This window comes from Moorena sp. SIO3I6 (assembly GCF_010672095.1).
Window position 1 is genome coordinate 41,168 of sequence record NZ_JAAHHU010000035.1, and the last position, 18,156, is coordinate 59,323.

General features: G+C 43.0%; 15 protein-coding genes and 1 pseudogene. 11 read left to right on the plus strand and 5 right to left on the minus strand.

All coding sequences use genetic code 11. The features are described 5' to 3' along the window. Nucleotides 1-16: 16 nt before the first annotated feature. From F6K49_RS13045 to F6K49_RS13070, 6 genes are all read left to right on the plus strand, one after another. On the plus strand, nucleotides 17-199 hold the full coding sequence (locus F6K49_RS13045; RefSeq protein WP_293024753.1) for a hypothetical protein: 183 nt from the start codon (nucleotides 17-19) through the stop codon (nucleotides 197-199). Nucleotides 200-1,293: 1,094 nt separating this feature from the next. Next, nucleotides 1,294-3,102, plus strand: a complete 1,809-nt coding sequence (locus F6K49_RS13050; RefSeq protein ID WP_293097156.1) for a GGDEF domain-containing response regulator — start codon at nucleotides 1,294-1,296, stop codon at nucleotides 3,100-3,102. A 262-nt stretch (nucleotides 3,103-3,364) separates the two neighbouring features. After that, nucleotides 3,365-4,216: a hypothetical protein gene (locus tag F6K49_RS13055; protein ID WP_293097162.1), complete on the plus strand. Its 852-nt coding sequence runs from the start codon at nucleotides 3,365-3,367 to the stop codon at nucleotides 4,214-4,216. Between the two features lie 96 nt (nucleotides 4,217-4,312). Continuing rightward, nucleotides 4,313-7,468, plus strand: a complete 3,156-nt coding sequence (locus F6K49_RS13060) for a hypothetical protein (protein ID WP_293097167.1) — start codon at nucleotides 4,313-4,315, stop codon at nucleotides 7,466-7,468. 386 nt (nucleotides 7,469-7,854) lie between these two features. Continuing rightward, nucleotides 7,855-7,989, plus strand: coding sequence for a hypothetical protein (locus F6K49_RS13065; protein WP_293097170.1), 135 nt, complete (start codon nucleotides 7,855-7,857; stop codon nucleotides 7,987-7,989). Then, entirely contained in the window at nucleotides 7,953-8,102 is a 150-nt protein-coding gene (locus tag F6K49_RS13070; RefSeq protein ID WP_293097173.1) for a hypothetical protein, read from the plus strand. The genes F6K49_RS13065 and F6K49_RS13070 overlap by 37 nt, the downstream gene beginning before the upstream one ends. A gap of 178 nt (nucleotides 8,103-8,280) precedes the next feature. Here the strand turns inward: F6K49_RS13070 and F6K49_RS13075 are convergent, their stop codons facing one another. Then, nucleotides 8,281-8,535: a hypothetical protein gene (locus F6K49_RS13075; RefSeq protein ID WP_293097176.1), complete on the minus strand. Its 255-nt coding sequence runs from the start codon at nucleotides 8,533-8,535 to the stop codon at nucleotides 8,281-8,283. Nucleotides 8,536-8,908: 373 nt separating this feature from the next. On the opposite strand from F6K49_RS13075, the gene F6K49_RS13080 reads away from it, so the two are divergent. Both F6K49_RS13080 and F6K49_RS13085 read left to right on the plus strand, forming a co-directional pair. Next, the gene (locus F6K49_RS13080) at nucleotides 8,909-9,031 is read left to right on the plus strand and encodes a hypothetical protein (protein WP_293097179.1); all 123 of its coding nucleotides are present in this window, start codon (nucleotides 8,909-8,911) and stop codon (nucleotides 9,029-9,031) included. A 389-nt stretch (nucleotides 9,032-9,420) separates the two neighbouring features. Beyond that, a complete protein-coding gene (locus F6K49_RS13085) occupies nucleotides 9,421-9,744 on the plus strand; it encodes a CU044_2847 family protein (RefSeq protein WP_293097182.1) in 324 nt (107 codons plus the stop codon). 9 nt (nucleotides 9,745-9,753) lie between these two features. Here F6K49_RS13085 and F6K49_RS13090 read toward each other — a convergent pair whose 3' ends face one another. Then, complete coding sequence (locus F6K49_RS13090; protein ID WP_293097185.1) at nucleotides 9,754-9,975, minus strand: hypothetical protein; 222 nt, start codon at nucleotides 9,973-9,975, stop codon at nucleotides 9,754-9,756. Nucleotides 9,976-10,942: 967 nt separating this feature from the next. Between F6K49_RS13090 and F6K49_RS13095 the strand changes: the two genes are divergently transcribed. The 3 genes and pseudogenes from F6K49_RS13095 to F6K49_RS13105 all read left to right on the plus strand — a co-directional run bounded on the left by F6K49_RS13095 (nucleotide 10,943) and on the right by F6K49_RS13105 (nucleotide 15,607). After that, nucleotides 10,943-13,015, plus strand: coding sequence for a trypsin-like peptidase domain-containing protein (locus F6K49_RS13095; RefSeq protein ID WP_293097188.1), 2,073 nt, complete (start codon nucleotides 10,943-10,945; stop codon nucleotides 13,013-13,015). A 1,020-nt stretch (nucleotides 13,016-14,035) separates the two neighbouring features. Next, nucleotides 14,036-15,303 (plus strand): annotated as a pseudogene (locus tag F6K49_RS13100) (RNA-guided endonuclease TnpB family protein). A gap of 70 nt (nucleotides 15,304-15,373) precedes the next feature. Continuing rightward, nucleotides 15,374-15,607, plus strand: a complete 234-nt coding sequence (locus F6K49_RS13105; RefSeq protein WP_293097191.1) for a hypothetical protein — start codon at nucleotides 15,374-15,376, stop codon at nucleotides 15,605-15,607. Between the two features lie 153 nt (nucleotides 15,608-15,760). Here the strand turns inward: F6K49_RS13105 and F6K49_RS13110 are convergent, their stop codons facing one another. The 3 genes from F6K49_RS13110 to F6K49_RS13120 all read right to left on the minus strand — a co-directional run bounded on the left by F6K49_RS13110 (nucleotide 15,761) and on the right by F6K49_RS13120 (nucleotide 17,711). Further along, nucleotides 15,761-16,048 carry a hypothetical protein gene (locus F6K49_RS13110; protein ID WP_293097195.1) on the minus strand — a complete coding sequence of 96 codons (288 nt, stop codon included), beginning with the start codon at nucleotides 16,046-16,048 and terminating at the stop codon, nucleotides 15,761-15,763. A 703-nt stretch (nucleotides 16,049-16,751) separates the two neighbouring features. Beyond that, entirely contained in the window at nucleotides 16,752-17,099 is a 348-nt protein-coding gene (locus F6K49_RS13115; RefSeq protein ID WP_293097198.1) for a hypothetical protein, read from the minus strand. Between the two features lie 273 nt (nucleotides 17,100-17,372). Further along, nucleotides 17,373-17,711: a hypothetical protein gene (locus F6K49_RS13120; RefSeq protein WP_293039906.1), complete on the minus strand. Its 339-nt coding sequence runs from the start codon at nucleotides 17,709-17,711 to the stop codon at nucleotides 17,373-17,375. Nucleotides 17,712-18,156: the final 445 nt, after the last annotated feature.

The window sequence follows — 18,156 nt, forward strand, 5'->3', positions numbered from 1 at the left end:
TGCTAACAGTCAGCATATGTGGAAACTCATTGACGATTTGCTAGAGCTTTCGAGAGTTAGCGGTGACCCGATGGAGCAACCTTTTATTTTACCTTTCCACCCTTCACAAATTATTGGTTATAATAACACCATTGCTTCGTCTCCTCCACACCTGAAAACTATGGCCATCACTACTGATCTAATGATTAGCACTAGTTAAATTACAATTGATGATCTGTTTGCAAACATAAAAATGGCAAAATGGCAGCCATGTGTTTCATTTTTAATGCAAATCCAAACATAAAAATGGCAAAATGGCAGCCATGGGTTTCTTTTTTATGAAAATTCAGGATTGAAGATGGCTAAGGTTAATTATGGCGCTTAGTAAATTTAAGCTGTTAGGAATTGAATTTACATAAATCGCAGCTTGTTTGCCCCCATGCTTGACCCGGGGGATGAAAATAAGTTAGGGGATGCACACCCCTGGTCTACTTTGTTTGTGATTAGGAGGTGATCTAACTAGTGCAATACGGGACAAAGAAAATATTATTATCTGGATTATTGTCTGGGAACATACCAGATGAAACTAATGACCTACTTGTTTTATGGTGTGAACCAGCCAACAACATGTACAAGCAGGCTTGGTAGGCAGTAAGACAGACTTCTAAACGAAAACTGTCAGTATTACACTTACTTTGATGCTTATGATATGTACCGAGTTGGTCGAAAACACAAGAGTATTCCTATGGTCAACTTTGCAAAGATTTCCAGGATAATCCGCACTACAAAGCACCTCCTGTTCACCAAGGTCAACAGGAGGTGCGACCCGTGGCGAATTTAATTCTTAATGGGTCAAGCGCACCTATACTAAAGTCGGTAGTTGAAGCCTGCTTTTCTTATAACCAATTATAATCTCCTGTGCTTGACGCGGAGGATAGTTCAATTGTTTTAACTAGTTCTAGATCTGTTGGGATTAAACCTAAAATTACCTGAATTATACATAACCAACTATCCTCCCAGTCAAAAGCTTCGAGTTAGGAGCTTCGAGTCAGAATAATTGATTTTCCAGGAATTTTTAGGAGAAATTGGCTTGGGAATCCACTAATCGTTATTGCTCCTCCCACTAACCTTGCTAAATTATTGTCCTGATTTCTGAATTTTGGATCATGTATACTCATCAAAATTTGCCCATTACTTACATCAAAATGAGGTAAACTTAAGCTAGTTGTATTTCTATAAGGAGATTACTTATCTCCTAAGACACAATCTTTCTAATCAAGTAGAAAATTATTGATGAATAGATAGGGTAAATCTATGAATAAACCACTGCGAGTTTTGATTGTCGAAGACTCAGAAGATGATGCTGAGTTGCTAGTGGTTGAACTAAAAAATGGTGGCTACGAAGCAATTTATGAACGAGTGGAAGCACCAGGAGCAATGAACGAAGCCCTAGATAATAAAGGGTGGGATCTGGTGATTGCTGATTACTTCATGGCTAAGTTTAGCGCCATTAGTGCCTTACTCCTCTTACAAAAAAAAGGCTTAGACTTACCGTTTATTATCGTCTCCGGCTCGATTAAGGAAAATATGGCAATCGCTGCTATGAAAGCGGGAGCCCATGACTATTTACTTAAACACCAGTTAGCACGATTAGTTCCGGCGGTGGAGCGGGAGTTAAGAGAAGCAAAGGTGCGCAAAAATTACCGGAAGGCAATCAAGAGGTTACAAGACCTGACGTTTTATGACGAATTGACCGGTTTGCCTAATCGGACATTGTTTTTATACTACCTTCGCCAGTGGTTTAAGCCAGTACAGCCAATTCACAATCGCAAATGTCTACCGATGGCATACCCGATTCTACCAACTCTTTGCTGGGATGAACCAATTGTTGGAAACACTCAGAAGGATAATGTATTTGCTGTGCTATGTCTGACTCTCAGTCGCTACCTACTTATCCAATACAGTCTAGGTGATCTACTCAGTGAACAACTCCTAGTTGCTACTGCTCAACGCTTACAGAAATGCATCGGTGATCAGGATATAGTGGCACAGATGAGAGAGAATAAATTTGGGATTTTGCTCTCGAATATCCAAGACTTAGATCAGGTGAAAGAGACAGCTGAGCGTATCCATCAGGAGATTTCCATCCCATTTGAACTCAATGGGCGAGTCGTGTCTTCTAATTGCTACATTGGTATTGTCCTGAGTACCATGGGGTATGAGCAACCGAAAGATTTGCTGCGAGCGGCAGATACGGCGATGTATTATGCCAAATTAGAAGGTATTGGCTCCTCAGAAGTTTTTCATCCTAGTATGCAACAGAGAGCTATTGAGCGACTACAGTTAGAAACCGACTTACAACAGGCAATTAAATACGAAACATTGCATCTGAATTATCAACCAATAGTGTCCCTGACAACGGGCAAAACTATTGGTTTTGAAGCCTTGGCGAGGTGGCAGCACCGCACTCGCATCAAGGTTAGTCCTAGTGAGTTTATTCCGGTAGCAGAAGAAACAGGACTAATTATCCCCCTTGGGGAATGGATTTTGCGGGAAGCCTGCAAACAGTTAAGCTTTTGGCAAGACCAGTTTCCTGATTATTCTTCTTTGAGTATCAGTGTGAATCTGTCTGGTATTCAACTCAACCAACCCCAGCTGATTGACCAGATTGACCAAATCTGCACCACCTTAGAATTGAGTGGGGCGAACTTGAAGCTGGAAATTACTGAGAGTGTGTTGGTAGATAATGCCTCAGTTGCTAGCACTATCTTGCAGAAACTTAAAGACAGAAATATAAAATTGTGTATCGATGATTTTGGCACCGGATACTCATCGTTTTCCTATCTAAATGATTGGCCAATTGATATCCTGAAAATTGACCGTTCTTTTATTAGCAAAGGATTTCCAAAAAATGGCAAAAATTTGGATACGCTAGAAGCGATAGTTAATCTATCTAAAAAGCTCAAAATTGAGGTAATTGCTGAGGGAATAGAAACCCAAGAACAAAAAGACATTTTGCAAAATTTAGGATGTGAATATGGACAAGGATTATTATTTGATGAAGCCCTCACTGCAGAAACTGTGACCAATTTGATGTTAACCAAGCCAGATAGGTTTTGGTAATCGCTATAGTAGGAATTAAGAAAGGCAAAAGGTTATCCCCCAATATTCACCGAAGATCGGGGGGCAAGCTTGCATGTAAAAGAGGCCAAACATGAAACCTGACTTGGAAAACAGATCCTACACTGCAAGAGCTGAGCATAAACTAGGTGATTCAGTCTTGAGCACGTCTTACGACCTAGGAAAATGGGCGTTGCTCAATCAAGTAATGAATAGGAGTAGAGTGGGCATCCTGCCCGCGCGAAATAAGGAGGAAACTGGCAAGATGCCAGTTCTACGCAAGATGCCAGTTCTACGCAAGATGCCAGTTCCACCAAGATGCCCATTCTACCTCACTCTTAAAATCATTCCATTATTCAGCAACGCCGGAAAATGCACTCAAGACAATGGACTGAGCACTCAAAACTCAGCACTCAGTTTGCTTAAACGTTTACTAATTGCCACAGCGGTGCTGTTGGCTGTTGTCCCTACCACAACTAGTTGCAGTCTATTGGAACGGCAGCCTCGGTCAAACTCTACCTTGGTCTACAAAGGACCAGTTAGGCAGGAGGTGAAAGCTGGTTCATTGATACCAGGGACTGATATTCGGTACATCAGTAGGACGGAGGATAAAACTGCTGAAGTGTTGATCAATGGACAGCGGGCATTTAAGCGCAGTGGTGACTCTCTAGACTGGACTGGAAGTCCTCTGAGGGGAGTCGAAATGCGCCTCAACCAGCGGGTATTAGTTTATAGTGATGAACGCCTACAGGCTGGTGGTACTGTTCGTCTAACGGTAGATGGGGTATCTTCTAAACCTGGTTGGGTACCGCAGGTACCGGCTCAAACAAACCCCAGTCTAGTGGTTTACAAGGTTCCAGTTTTATACCGAGTCAAGCAGGGAGAAACAATTCCTGGTACCACTTTGAGTTATACCGGCAAAACCGACAAAGGTGCGCAGTTGGGTGGATTACCGACCGGAGAGTCTCCCTACCGCCAAGGGGGTGACTCGATTAGTTGGCGAGGAGAATTACGCCCTAGAGTTTATCTCGATTTAGTAGTGCGTACTACCTTATATAACGAAGACCGTCTGAATGTGACTGGCTTTGCAACAGTTATCCTAGCAATCGGTGGTTGAGGGTTGTTGGCTCTTGGCGTCCCTTTTTGGAGTTTGGATGTTAGAGTTGAGAGTTGAGATGGCTACTTAAATGGCGGGAAGACCCTACATTGGTCGATGGATAACTCTAATGCGATCGCAACTGATAATCAGCATGCCCTGAAAAAACTGGCGTCGGCAGTAGAAGCCTCTCAGGGACAGTTCAAGCTGATTTTAGCCCGCTGTAATTATATTAGGGTGCGTTTCCGTTTGGTAGCGCAATTATCAACACTCTGGGACCTTGACATTCATACCGTAACCCTTAAGCCATCAGACAACGTGCTCTATGACACCATTCGGTCAATAGTGGGAGAAGAACGCCCTAGTGCTGTGATGGTGTTGGGCTTAGAATCGGTGCAGAATCTAGCACAGATGCTGAGTGTTACTAATCAAGTGCTCGAAGAGTTTCAGAAAAATCTTCCTTTCCCCTTAGTGTTATGGATTACAGATGAGGTTCAGCAGCAACTAACCCAGTTTGCTCCAGATTTCGAGAGTTTGGGGACACCGATAGAATTTGCGATGTTCCTTTGGAACCGCTACGCGATCGCAACAGAAACCTTAATTACTGAACTCAAAGAGACTACCGATGCTATCTTTGACTATATTTTAAAATATAATATTATAGCATATTTTGTCCCTAATGATATAGGTATTCTACGTTACCGGGAAATTGATGCTGCTCTGAAGGATTTACAGCATCGCGGTGAAACCCTAGAACCTGCGCTCAAAGCTAGTATAGAATTCCTTCGCGGTCAACAGGCCTATGCTAACTCTCAGTTGGGTAGTGCAGTAACTCACTATGAGCAAAGTTTGGCATTTTGGCAACCAGCTCAAAGAGAGACTGAGAGATGGGGAGATTACCAGATCAGGAGATCAGGAGATGGGGAAAGTGGGAAAAATGTTTCTTCATCTAATTTAGATAATTTAGAAGATCTAGATAACTTAGAAGATCTAGATAACTTAGAAGATCTAAATAACTTAGAAGATCTAAATAACTTAGAAGATCTAAATAACTTAGAAAACGGGAGTGATACTACGGTCAATGAGATTACCGTTTGTGATCAGCAATTCCTGGAGCGTCAGGGAATCGTCCTGTTTTACATTGGGTTGTGTTATTTCCAGCAGGGGGAAAAGTCTCGGGAACCAGAAAACTGTCTCTATTGGAACGATGCTAGAGGATTATTCCAGCAGTGTCTTGATAGGTTTGAGCAGTTGAATCGTCATGATTTAGTCACTAAGTTGATCAATCAACTAGGTGAGGTGATGCAACGTCTAGAGGATTGGGATGATTTGTATCACTTAGCTCACAATGCCCTAGGGTTACAGCAACGCCAAATCCTATTAGGGGCGCAAGGTCTGGCACCACTAAAAGCCCAAGCTTACGGATTTTTAGCAGAAGTCGCTCTTAACCAATCTCGTTGGCAAGAGGCTAAGCAAAATGCTCAGAAAGCATTAGACACTATAGCGACAGTTTCCTCTGGTGTGGCACAAGAGGGCACAGAGGAAACAGAGGAAACAGAGGGTACAGAGGGCACAAAACCATGTCTTAACTCAGGAGTCGGCATTCAGGAGAATGCACTCCAGACAATGCACTCACTTCAAACTAGTCTGTATCTACTACTGTTAGCTCAATCTGAGCAACGGCTAGGTGAAGCTGAAGCTGCACTCCAACACCTAGAACAGGCAAGGGTTATTGCACCTCAGGATAATCCTCGGTTTTACAGTCGGATTTTGCAGGGATTGCGATCGCTTTATTTCCAGCAGGGGCAGTATCTCCAAGCTTTCCAACTTAAGCAATATCAACAATCGTTAGCGCAACAGTATGGTTGGGGAGGGTTTATTGGTGCTAGTCGATTACAGCCACGACAACGGATAAGGTTGGTGGGGTTGCCAACAAATTTGATCGGAGCGCAACGCCTTGCCCCCCTAGAGGAGGAGAATCGAAAAACTATAGCGCTAGAAATTGCGGCATCTGGGCGACAGCAGGATGTGAATCGCTTGATTGAACGGATTGGAAGCAATGATTACAAGCTAATTGTGATTCATGGGGAATCGGGGGTGGGCAAGAGTTCTCTGGTGAATGGGGGATTAGTACCAGGGTTGAAACAGACTGTGATTGGTACAGAAGATGTGTTGCCTGTAGTGATGGCAGTCTATAGCAATTGGGTAGAAGAATTGGGACGGTTATTGGCAGAGGCATTAAATAGAATAAATTTAGAGACATTGCATGGAACATCTCTACAAAGTCCAGATATTATTATACAGCAATTGCGGCAAAATGAACAGCACAATTTGCGGACAGTACTGATTTTTGACCAGTTTGAAGAATTTTTCTTTGTTTACCTGGATAAAGCTGAGCGACGGCAATTTTTTGAATTCCTAGGAGAGTGTCTTAATACTCCGTCAGTGAAGGTGATTCTGTCGATGCGGGAGGATTATCTCCATTATTTACTCGAATGCGATGGACGTTCGCGTAGCGTCGGCTCTGCCGAGAGTCCCGCTTTCAGCGAACGCGCAGCATGGTCGGGTAGCGCTAATCCCATGCTGAGTATGGAAATTATTGGCAATGACATATTGAGTAAGCATGTGCGCTATCCTTTAGGGAATTTTTCCCGAGATGATGCCAAGTCGGTGATTGAGCAATTAACTAAACAATCGCATTTTTACCTGGAACCAGCTTTGATTGAAGAATTGGTACAGGATTTAGCTGGGGAGTTCTCGGAAGTACGTCCGATTGAATTGCAGGTAGTAGGAGCGCAATTGCAGGCGGAAAGTATTACTACCTTGGAACAATATTGGGAAGGGGGTTCAAAGCAAGGATTGATGGCGCGGTATTTGACTGGAGTAGTGGAGGATTGTGGACCAGAGAATCAGCAGGTGGCGGAACTGGTGCTATATTTACTGACAGATGAAAAAGGGAATCGTCCACTGAAGACCAAGGCTGAGTTAGCTAATCATTTAGGAACAGAAGCTGATAAATTAGAGTTGGTGTTAAGGATTTTAGTAGAGTCGGGGTTGGTGGTTAAGGTACCGGATATTGTTGCTCACCGCTATCAATTGGTGCATGATTATCTTGTTTCTTATCTACGACAACCAGAACTGAAGTTAGATGAGTTAATTACAAAACTAAAACAAGCTGATCAGGCTAAGCAGGTATTGGAAAATACTAACCAAAAAGCCACCCATCAGATTAAGATTGGGTCAGCAGTATTGAGCCTTACATGGGTTAAGTAAACGGATAAGTCGTCCTACCTCGACAGGAATATATAGCCCTTTGGACTAATCGCTGCTCTTGTAGAGTGCAAAAACCTGCGTGTAAGGCACCATCTATGTTGCTACACTAAGACAAGACGAGTTAAAAATACGATAAATGAAACAGCAAACCCTAAGCTGATGTGCATTTAAATTGGTTATTCCCTGTTACCTGTTCCGGTGATACGCTGTTCCCTTTGAGCAATTTAGGTATCCCAATCTAAATGCTGAACAGCTTAGAATTTAGAATTCTACATTCTACATTATGCATTCTACATTCTACATTCTGACAGAGAACCTACCCTACGGGAACGCCAAAGGCGAACAACATCCTAACCTTCAACCTTCTAACCTTCAACCTTCTAACCTTGGCCAAAAGGCCACGCTACGCGAACAACCTTCAACATTCAACCTTCAACATTCAACATCCTAACCTTGGCCAAAAGGCCACGCTACGCGAACAACCTTGGCCAAAAGGCCACGCTACGCGAACAACCTTCTAACCTTGGCCAAAAGGCCACGCTACGCGAACAACCTTCAACATTCAACCTTCAACATTCAACATCCTAACCTTCAACCTACCCTACGGGAACGCCAAAGGCGAACAACATCCTAACCTTAAACTACCAAAAAAAAATAGCCGCAGAAATACCTTCCACGGCTAGGAAATTTTACTTATGCCTGAATTTCGTACACCAACCCAGAAATAATCCGATCCGATTGGCCAAAGGCCACCCTACGGGAACAGATTTGATTCTTGGGCTAGGGGGGGAACCCCCCCCTACTAATTTACTTTAATCTAGAATTATGTACTTCGTCATAGTCGTCATGAATTCGCCAGGAATTTCAGTAGGCTGAAGGGGGCTCCAGTCCGAAACTTGGGCATAACGCAGTGCAGAAAGGGTATACATGGTGTTGCTTATTGCCCGGCGGGACCCCTTGAGAATATGCTGAACGGGGTATTTTTTTGGGGAAGGTTCCTGAGGAGTATTACTAGGAATGATCTCCTCAGGATTGTTTTCTGGATTGGGGCGAAAGTTGTCAGGCATAGTTCAAAATTGGTTTTGAAGTGTAGAATATAATCATAACGATTATATTAAAAATTGTCAAGGGTTTTTAGAATTTTTTTTGTGAGGGGTAATTGAAATAAATCGTACAGTAATGGAATGGAAGGTTGTTAAAAAAAAAAGGTAATAGGAAATAGGAAGCGTAATGGTTTTGAGTGACTTTATGAGGTGGAAAATACTTGGTTGTCACTGAGATAGTTGCTACTAACCACGGCACTAACTATCTCTGAGATTCCTGACTTAGACCTAAATGCAACTTACCGCCTTAGTCTGACATTTTTTTACTTTTGTTTGGGGTTTAAATCGGGCGATTGGGTTTGATTTCGGTGGGTTGCACTTTCGTGCTTCGCACCCTATGAGATATGCGATTGACCAAAGGTCACCCTACGCGAACGCACTGTGGCGTTTTGGTGCTGCGGGAGCAGTGACCAGTTTTTCAGTGACCATTGAATTTGCTTATTTGGTAACTGGTCACTGATTTTATCACTGACTACTGATGACTGACTCCTTGGACTGGCTACAAAGGCAAAGGTAGTTATCCCAAATCCGGGTTAATTAGCCCCTTTTTAAGCAAAAAGCAGAGCACCAGAGCAGCTGGAATCGTAAAGGGGCTTTTTGGAGCGGATTTGGTATTATTCCAACGATGCCCACCCCGATTAAACCATTGATTTCGATAACTGATGACTGGTCACTGTATCCATATTGGCTTTGGAGTGCAGGTATTGGGTAGGTGTGTTGTTTGTTTTTCCCTGACAAAGATTACCCTTGGGGGTACTTTTTAAGTGCCTTTTCCGGATTCTTGTTGAAATAGACTGAAGCAAGCATTAAGTCCTTTGGTTTTCTGTTTTAATTTAGTAAATCAACTTTATGGCTAATAAACTCATTCAACTAGAAGATGGCACCTTAGTAGAGGTAGATGTGCCAGAGGAGCAAGTTCAGCAAATTTCTAGTAGATTTGCAGATAGAGTGGATGCAACATTTGAAAAAATTCAACCAATCCTGATCAGTGCTTGCAAACCTATTGCTGACGCATGGGGAGAGATTCACAAGGATCTAAGTATCGAAAAAGCTGAAGTTAGCATAGGTTTGAGCTTTGAAGGAGAAGGAAACCTATACATAACTAAATCAAAAGCGGGTGCTAACTTGACAGTGAAACTGGTTATTAAGCCAAGTGACAAAAGCGAATCATAAGGTAAGGATTCAGGTGTGCAGAGAGGGGATGAGGGAAGGGGGTTCGGGTAAGTGACCCGATGCCGCCATCAGAGCTTGCTCGTTCGCGTAGCGTGACCTTCGGTCAAAGAAATCCATCACCGAAGGTCTTTGGAAGCCGCAAGTTTGGACGACGGTAAGTAGATTAGCGGTCTGCTCGAAATCTTCGAGAGAACGAGAGCCATCACTGACCTTACCCTTAGTTACCACCAAAGCTAAATACCTCTGAGCAAGGTTGTTATCCGGTAGGACTTGGGGATGATCTAAAAAATACCACCATTGGGATGCCTTCTATTTGAGGGAGCGCAAAAGTTTTCCGGCTTCGGCTCCGGCTGCCGAACTCCAGGTTTGAAGACTCACCTGTATCTGAGTTTTCAATCCCCTGACCCACTGTTGGTAGTCCCTCTCATCTCCATTCTCTTGCCAGAGGTGATCATGGCCAAATGCTTCATCGATCGATCAGACTCACGAGCACTTCTACAATAGCTCGGTTGTGTTTTCCGGACTGCTTGATTAATCTGGGAAAGTGACGGGGGATAATGGAATCAGGCCACAGTACACTGGCACTTCCCCCACAGTGGTCGCACTGACAATGATGGCGTTGGTATTATACAATTTCTATGGGGCGCGACCCTAGCTGGGGTACTTGATGGGTTTCGACTTTGAGCGTCTCCTCCAGACTCCCAACCCAGGCGGGGCATTGTTGGGGGCGGAGTATTTCACAGGGGTCTACTCGTCCAAACCCTTTGCGGGTCTTGCTTTTGTGACCGGGCTGTCCTCCGGGCTTGTTTTTGGTGGGTTGGTCTGATTCCGAATCCGCCTTGGGTGCATCTCAAAGTTGTAAATCTATAGCTCAGGGAACTGGAGAAGTGTTTTAGCCTTCAATCGGAGTATTTTGGCAAAAGTGAGATGCACCCTCCGCCTCAAGCTTCTTTTGGGACTTTTTGAGTAGGTTCCTTCATGGGGGTTTTGATGAAGTCTGACTATTTAGGTCTCTGCTCTAGTTGCTTCTTTTGCTCCACTACCAGCTTGACCAGTTCTTTTTTGGACAACTGGTCATATTCAGTGGTTTGAGGGATCCGAGAGAAGCTAAACATTCTTATGATGATTCTCCGGCTTCACCCTGACCTTTGTCAATCCCATACCTGAATCCTTACATCATAAGTAGCACCTGACTGCAATGAACTGGAACTTAAAAAACCTGGACTGGGAAGAACCAGAAAAAGAGTTTGAGGAACTGTCTGTTGTCCACATTCAAAGCACAGATCCCAAAAAAACTGATTTCGGTTCTGGATTTATTTTTTTTGAAGACGAAGAGGGAGCCTATGTATTAACTTGTGCCCATGTAGTCAGAGACGTTGGAGGAATAGACCAAGTTAAAGTCGAGAACCGTCATGCAACTGTTATTTATCATAGTGAAAATGGTTATGCTGATGATCTGGCTATTTTAAAAGTTGAAGGGTTGAAAAATTTGCCTAATTTACCTTTGGGAAATTTCCGTCGAGAGCTTTCTAATAGAAAATTTTTGACCAAATTTAGAATACACGCTTACTCAGAGTTTGATTCAAGAAATAGGATTTATTCCCTAGATAATCTTCAAGGTTATCTAGGGGATAAAAAAAGACTAAAAGGACAAAATCAGCCATCAAAAGTAGATAGTTGGATACTAAAGATTGATCAAGACCACTTTTTAAAACCTGGCAATAGCGGTTCACCTGTAATAGATACTAGAAGCTACAATGTTTTGGGCATTGTTACCCACTTAGAAGGTAAGGGTCAAAATAAGGGTAAAGTTGGCATAGCAGTTTCCATAGCAACTTTGGAAGAAGTTTGGGAGGAAATACCACCTGGATTATTGAGAAAAGTATACTACCTAGAGCCGCTCAGTGAATTGCTAAAAACTATTTTTACCACTGAAGATAAACTTTGTAATAGCTTTTATCCGGTTTTTCCAGAGGTTTTCGAACCGAAACTTGATATAAAGATTCTAGTTAGAATCGAGTACTTAGTTATATACTGCCATCGCCATAATGAGCTAGATAAACTGATTGATATTATCAAGAATACATCTCAGAAAAAATATAAAAAATGGATTTGTAAAATAGATCCTAGCTATAAAAAAAAACTATTATCAAAAAAAACTATTATCAAGCATTACTATGAATCTAAAATTTGTGTGCTTATTCGAGGTTTATTTATAAAAAGTAGCCAAACGGAAAACAGCAGACTTGAAATTGAATGCTTAGGTGACTACCCTGAATCACCGGAAGTAACTGAAGCAAGAATTCGAGCTTTATTAGGACATTTGAGAGCCAATGGTGAAAAAATAGACCGTGGACAAGTCAAACTCATAGTTGTGAAGAAGGGCAGTGTAAAAATCGAGATTGAATTACCTTCAGAAGCCCTCGATAAACTTATAGAATTATACGAGCAAGATAGGTCTGTATTGGAGCGTGAATTAGGCATTAGTTACCTGACTGAAATTCTTAAGGAACGCTTCAAGATAAAAAACATTCAAGCACTGTTAAAGCAAGGCTTTGAAACTGAAGAAATACTTGCTATTTGTAATGATAATTTTAGCCCTGTGGCGGAGTTAATAAATCCGGGAAGCAGCAAAGTAGAGATTATTAATAGCCTCATTGAATACTTGCGCCAAAAATCCCAAATTCAGGACTTTTTAAGCCTTGCTAGAAAACGCAAACCCCAAGCCTATGAAAAATTTCGTCCTTATTATAAAGTTCCTAGAAGACCATCTGGGAGAGCTAGACGAAGAGCTAATTCTACTTTTCAGACACGCGCAAGGATGGTACTGGCTGGAGTTATGGGAGTAGGAGTATCAACTCTCGGTTACTTTGCGTTATTTCAGCTCACTCAACTGCTCAGTAGCTCTACTAGCAATGATGTTATTTTACAAATCATAGGACTTGTGCATGGGCTAGGACTGATTGCTTTAGGGGATATCACAGGTCAGGCAGTACTAATACCTACAGGAGGTAGAAGGGGAAACGCAGTAGGTCGTTTGGCTATCTTTTCTTATTTTGCTGGCTTGGTAATATTTTTCTTCTGGAATTTTGTTATGCCACAATTATTAGCTGTTGGTAACCCCTTCATTTTCATTTTATCCTCACTTATTGGTTTCTTGCTAGTTTTTGTGGGGTCTTTTCTTAATGACCCACGCACCTTGCTATCTTTATTATCTACAGGTACTAGTTTGGGCTTAGGTAGTTATCTTGCGTATCAGCGTACTCGATAGATAGGTATAAAATGCTAACTAATAATTGAAATCAAAATCCCCCCTAACTAACCACCTTCACCGTAATACTCCCAATCCCATACTGCCCCCTTAAAGCAGCCATCGTCCTCTCAATCAGACAATAGTCCAACCTAACATTAGACCCACTCACCGACAACACCTGCAACTACTCCGGCTGCAACTCCAACGGAATATCCTCCAGGAAATCTACCCCAATTTCCCCTAACAACTGAAGTTCCCCGAAAAGTTATTGACAAAACCATTAACTGGAAAGCTTTTCAGCCATTTTTAGACAATCGCTATTGGGTACATGTGAAAGGAAATTTTGAAAGCGATGCATCCCTATTGCCTATTGCCTCTTGCCTTAAAACCCTGAGGGGGTGACAACAAGGCTAAAAACTAGACAGGGTCTAGGGTGACCGGGTGACCGGGTGTGGGGAAAATAGAAGGGAATTTGGAGTAACCCGGTGCAATTTCCTTGGCCTTTAGGCCACGCTGCGCGAACGGTCCGAAACCTGATTCAACCGTCTCTTCTTGATGCAGTCGCTCATGGGGGAAACCACGGCAGTCGCTCATGGGGGGAACCCCCAAGACCGCGCTGCCTCCCCAAGACCGCGCTGCATCGCTACCAAACTGGCCAGCTCCTGATGTTTACCTACACCCTTGCACCCGGTCACCCCACACCCAGTAAGGTTTTTAACGCTGTTTGTCACCCCCTCAGCCCTTTGGGTTAGCGGGAGACAGGGCGTATAAAGTCCCGTGAAAACTAGGGATCCCCCCTAACCCCCCTTAGTAAGGGCAGGGCTGTTTCAAAGAAAAATAAGTTAACGAGAAAAGGAGATAGGGGGAACCCACCCCTAACCCCTCCCAGGAGGGGTTAGGGGTGGGTCCCCATCTATTTTTGGCCAGAATGAAACAGCCCTACCTTAGTAAGGGGGGGAGCGGACGCAGGTGACCCACACAGCCCCTCAGGAATTGCGTCCAGTTGACACTCCACACGGAATCTTTTAAAATGTAAGAATGGTTGAAAAAGCTTACCGTTACCGTTTTTACCCAACTCCTGAACAAGAGAATCTGTTGAGGAGAACTCTAGGCTGTGTAAGACTTGTTTACAACAAAGCTTTAGACGCCAGGACAAAAGGATGGTACGAACACCAAAAAAGGATTAGTTACAAAGAAACTTCCTCAATGTTGACAGGATGGAAAAAAGAGGATGACTTGTTTTTCTTGAATGAAGTCAGCTGTGTTCCACTTCAACAGGTGCGACCCGTGGCGAATTTAATTCGCCAACGGAAAGCGCACCTAAGGGATTAAGGCATATCCAAACTGCTTTTACTAATTTCTTTGCAGGTCGTGCTAAATATCCGAATTTTAAGAAAAAACGCAACGGTGGTAGTGCAGAATTTACAAAATCGGCATTTAAATGGAAAGATGGCCAGATCTATCTGGCTAAATGCAAAGAACCTTTGCCTATTCGTTGGAGTCGTCAGTTACCTGCAAACTGCAATCCAAGTACCGTTACCGTCAACTTAGATCCATGGGATCGGTGGTATATCTCAATTAGATTTAATGACCATAGAGACTTGAGTTTGCCTCTAACGGATAAGCAAGTTGGTTTTGACTTGGGGATTACCAGTTTAATCACGACCAGTGACGGGGAAAAGATGGCTAATCCCAAGCATTTCAAAAAACTAAAGAAAAAACTGGCTAAATACCAAAAGGCTTTGTCACGAAAACAAAAAGGTTCTAACAATCGTTACAAAGCAATATTAAAGGTAGCTAAGATACACGCAAAAATTAAGGACACTAGAAAGGACTTTACTCACAAGCTAACTACTCGACTGGTCAAAGAAAACCAATTGATTGCGTTTGAGGATTTAGCAGTGAAAAACATGGTCAAAAATCACAAACTAGCTCAGGTAATCAGTGATGCTAACTGGGCCGAAATAATCCGTCAAGTCAAATATAAATCAGAGTGGTACAACCGTAAAGCTATTTCTATTGACAGATGGTTCCCCAGTAGTAAGCTGTGTTCTGTATGCCTTAATCGTGTCGAATCTTTGCCTTTGAGTATTCGAGAATGGGATTGCCCATCTTGTAACACTCATCATGTTCGCGTAGCGGCTCCTACGGAGCATCGCGATATTAATGCATCAATTAATATTTTGGCGGCAGGGCTTGCCGTGTCAGTCTGTGGAGCGACCGTAAGACCTCAAGAGAGTAAATCTCGGAAGGCTGGTGCGAAAAACTCCCCGTCCCGGAGAAAGAAGCAGAAACCTAAGTCGTGAGTCGCGAGGTACCCCCGCTATAATCGCGCTTATTTAGCGGTGGGAGGATGTCAATAACGCTACTGTAGAGTTGGCCAAGCCCAATCACCAAGGTTATCAGGCGGCTTTGGAGCACCAACAAGCGGTTTATGCCTATATTCTCGATCTGGCTCAGGCTGCAGGCATTACTGATCCTGAATTATTGGCTCGACAGTTTTTACTGCTTGTGCAAGGCTCAATTGTGGTGGCGATGATGGAGGGGAATTCGATAGCAGCAGCACAAGGGAAAACCGTTGCTTCAGCATTATTAGGGAGTAGGGAGTAGGGAGTAGGGAGTAGGGAGTAGGGAGTAGGGAGTAGGGAAGTCAGAAGAGGGAATAGGGAAATGCGATCGCACTTGTTTGTGGAGGGTTGAGGGTCAATAAAAAAAACCGTTGCGTCAATGGTCTAAATTAAATCAAGATCAACTATGAGCTAGTCAACTTTTAGTCGTCATAGCAACCAGCACTCCCAGTAATTCATCCACAGGTGTTAGATAGCGGTCATTAAGATCCACCATCGCCTTGCCTTCTGGTGTCAGAGCCAGGAATCGCCACACTTGTCCCGTCGTAACAGTTCCATATACTGTTCGCTCAGCCATCTCTGGCTCTTTTTGGTTAACCAATAGAGCTGCATACATTGTGGCGAGGCATTGAGGGAGTCCTTCATTAATATTTTCGTTTTTTGCCTCTACCACTACCACCACTGGAGCTTTGATCGTTAACAAAACTCGCGGAATTCCCCACCTCTGCGACGGGTGTTGAAGTTACCATAAGTAGAGGGTCGCCTTTATGGTTGGTCGGCTACTCGTCCCAGGGTTAAATCTTTATGATTAAGGCGACCCTCTACTAAGGTTTCGTCTCTGGGATGGATAGCGAGACGATGGAGGCGCGCTTGACCTTTGAAGAATTAAATTACGGGGTCGCGCCTCAACTTGTGATGACAAATCATCACGATTTATGTTAGAATAAAGTTGGTTGCTGACCCGCCTGACTGACTAAAAGGCTACCTTACAAATGGTTTAATATCTTATCAGTTTTTAGACCATTAGGTGTACAAAGTACTAGCTCCAGATCAGGGTTTGAAGTTACCGTAAGTAGAGTGGAGCCTTAATCAAACAGTTTTAACCCTTTTATGCATAGCCGACCAACCATAAAGGCTCCACTCTACTAAGGTTTCGTCTCCGGGAAGAGACAAACCCCGGCTGGTTGACCATAGAGTCGTAATTCCAAGGTGAGTCTGTCGAAGAAAGAAAACTATACGTCTGCGGAAGGCGGACGTCTGCCTGTGGACGCTGAGTAAGACCAATTCCAGCTTGCTGGTTGAGGCGTCGGGGACGCGCGCGGGAAACCCGTTCGCGTAGCGTCGGCTTCGCCGATAAGACGAATAAGACCGTCCCTGAATTGACCTGAGAATTGGAAGCCCCAACCTCAGCCAAGCAGGTTGGGGTACTTCACCTTATCTGGGTTATCAGTAAGGATGAAATCAAAAAATCCAGTAAGTCCCTGTGCTGGATCTACATTAAAGTTTTTGCCAGAAAACAGACTAATACGAGGGTTTATGACTGTAATTTCACTTAAAATAGGAGCGATTAGATATTCAGAGCGAGCTTTTTCAGTATTGATAGCAGTTGCTAGTGGCACAAAGCGTCTGAGAGCTTCCTGAAGAAAGTCACTGGGGTAAATTGGGTCTGCTTGAATCAGAGATGGCACAGGTTCTAGCATATCAATCCCTAGAGAAGCTAGTGTGTCTAGAGATTTAAAATCACTATAAGACATTCACATCTCTCCTAGGTTTTAAACTTGACACTTGTTACTTGTTACTTGTCAAAGGTCAATTTTAAAGTAATACTTAACACTTAACAAGTAATAATAATTCAGCCAAATAATCGATAATTCCTGGAAATAATACCGAATTGTTTGGCTGCTCAAGCTCTTATTTATAGCTAATTAACCTGGATTTATACCTTAAAAATTACTAACTCAGAAACGCAAGGTACTAGACTTGGTGTAGCTTTCGTCCCCCGCCCCAAGCACGGGGGTTTTCAGCTTTCAAGAACTCTTCATAAATATGAAAGAGAAGATGGAAATTAGGACAAAACCAATAACGAGATTCTCGACAGGTAGGGTAGATTGAGGGTTTTCAAGAAAATTAACTGTCGGTCTGACCACATTTTCCAGATTTATGGGATTGTTAAACTGGACTTCTTGGAAATAAGAATAACTAGGTTCATAACTAGGCTCTTGGGGATTGATAAACACTAGAGAAACAGCTTGATCCATCGGACTCACTTCGGCTAATTCTTCAAAAACCAAGTTACGGCTACCGTTAGCAGTCCTGGCGATGGCTGGACTGGTTGAGTTATAATAGATATCTGTGGTGAGAGACACTTGACTAATAATTATTACTATTGGTAAGGTTACAGGTAAAGCACCGCCTAGGCTATAGGGGTTTCTAGCCCAATCTTAGCATTTATAGATAGGATTTATAGATAGGATTTATACATAAGTCAACTGCGAAGACAGGAAGAAAAATAAGCTCAAAGGAAGTTTAGGGGCTAAGACTGTTGGCATTTTGCTCTTATCAGCACGAGACCGATGTACACAGATACCAAATAGACTCAGATTAGTCGATCGGTTAGCCTATCCGGTATCTGTGTGTAAAAATCCATGGTGTGCTTTTCTGGTTGATCAAATGCATTCAGGGGGGAGATACTCTTAAACCGTCATTAATCGGGATAATCCGGTATAAAACGGTCAAGGTGCAATTTATTGTTGCCTGAGGGAGGAGTGGTAGTCAGCAATTGGAGTTAAGCCTTCCACTCATCTTTCTAGG

Excerpts from the sequence above, each read along its gene's own strand:
- F6K49_RS13045 (WP_293024753.1), top strand. The coding sequence starts at position 17 with ATGTGGAAACTCATTGACGATTTGCTAGAGCTTTCGAGAGTTAGCGGT.
- F6K49_RS13050 (WP_293097156.1), top strand. The coding sequence starts at position 1,294 with ATGAATAAACCACTGCGAGTTTTGATTGTCGAAGACTCAGAAGATGAT.
- F6K49_RS13055 (WP_293097162.1), top strand. The coding sequence starts at position 3,365 with ATGCCAGTTCTACGCAAGATGCCAGTTCTACGCAAGATGCCAGTTCCA.
- F6K49_RS13060 (WP_293097167.1), top strand. The coding sequence starts at position 4,313 with ATGGATAACTCTAATGCGATCGCAACTGATAATCAGCATGCCCTGAAA.
- F6K49_RS13075 (WP_293097176.1), bottom strand. The coding sequence starts at position 8,535 with ATGCCTGACAACTTTCGCCCCAATCCAGAAAACAATCCTGAGGAGATC.
- F6K49_RS13080 (WP_293097179.1), top strand. The coding sequence starts at position 8,909 with ATGAGATATGCGATTGACCAAAGGTCACCCTACGCGAACGCACTGTGG.
- F6K49_RS13085 (WP_293097182.1), top strand. The coding sequence starts at position 9,421 with ATGGCTAATAAACTCATTCAACTAGAAGATGGCACCTTAGTAGAGGTA.
- F6K49_RS13095 (WP_293097188.1), top strand. The coding sequence starts at position 10,943 with ATGAACTGGAACTTAAAAAACCTGGACTGGGAAGAACCAGAAAAAGAG.
- F6K49_RS13115 (WP_293097198.1), bottom strand. The coding sequence starts at position 17,099 with ATGTCTTATAGTGATTTTAAATCTCTAGACACACTAGCTTCTCTAGGG.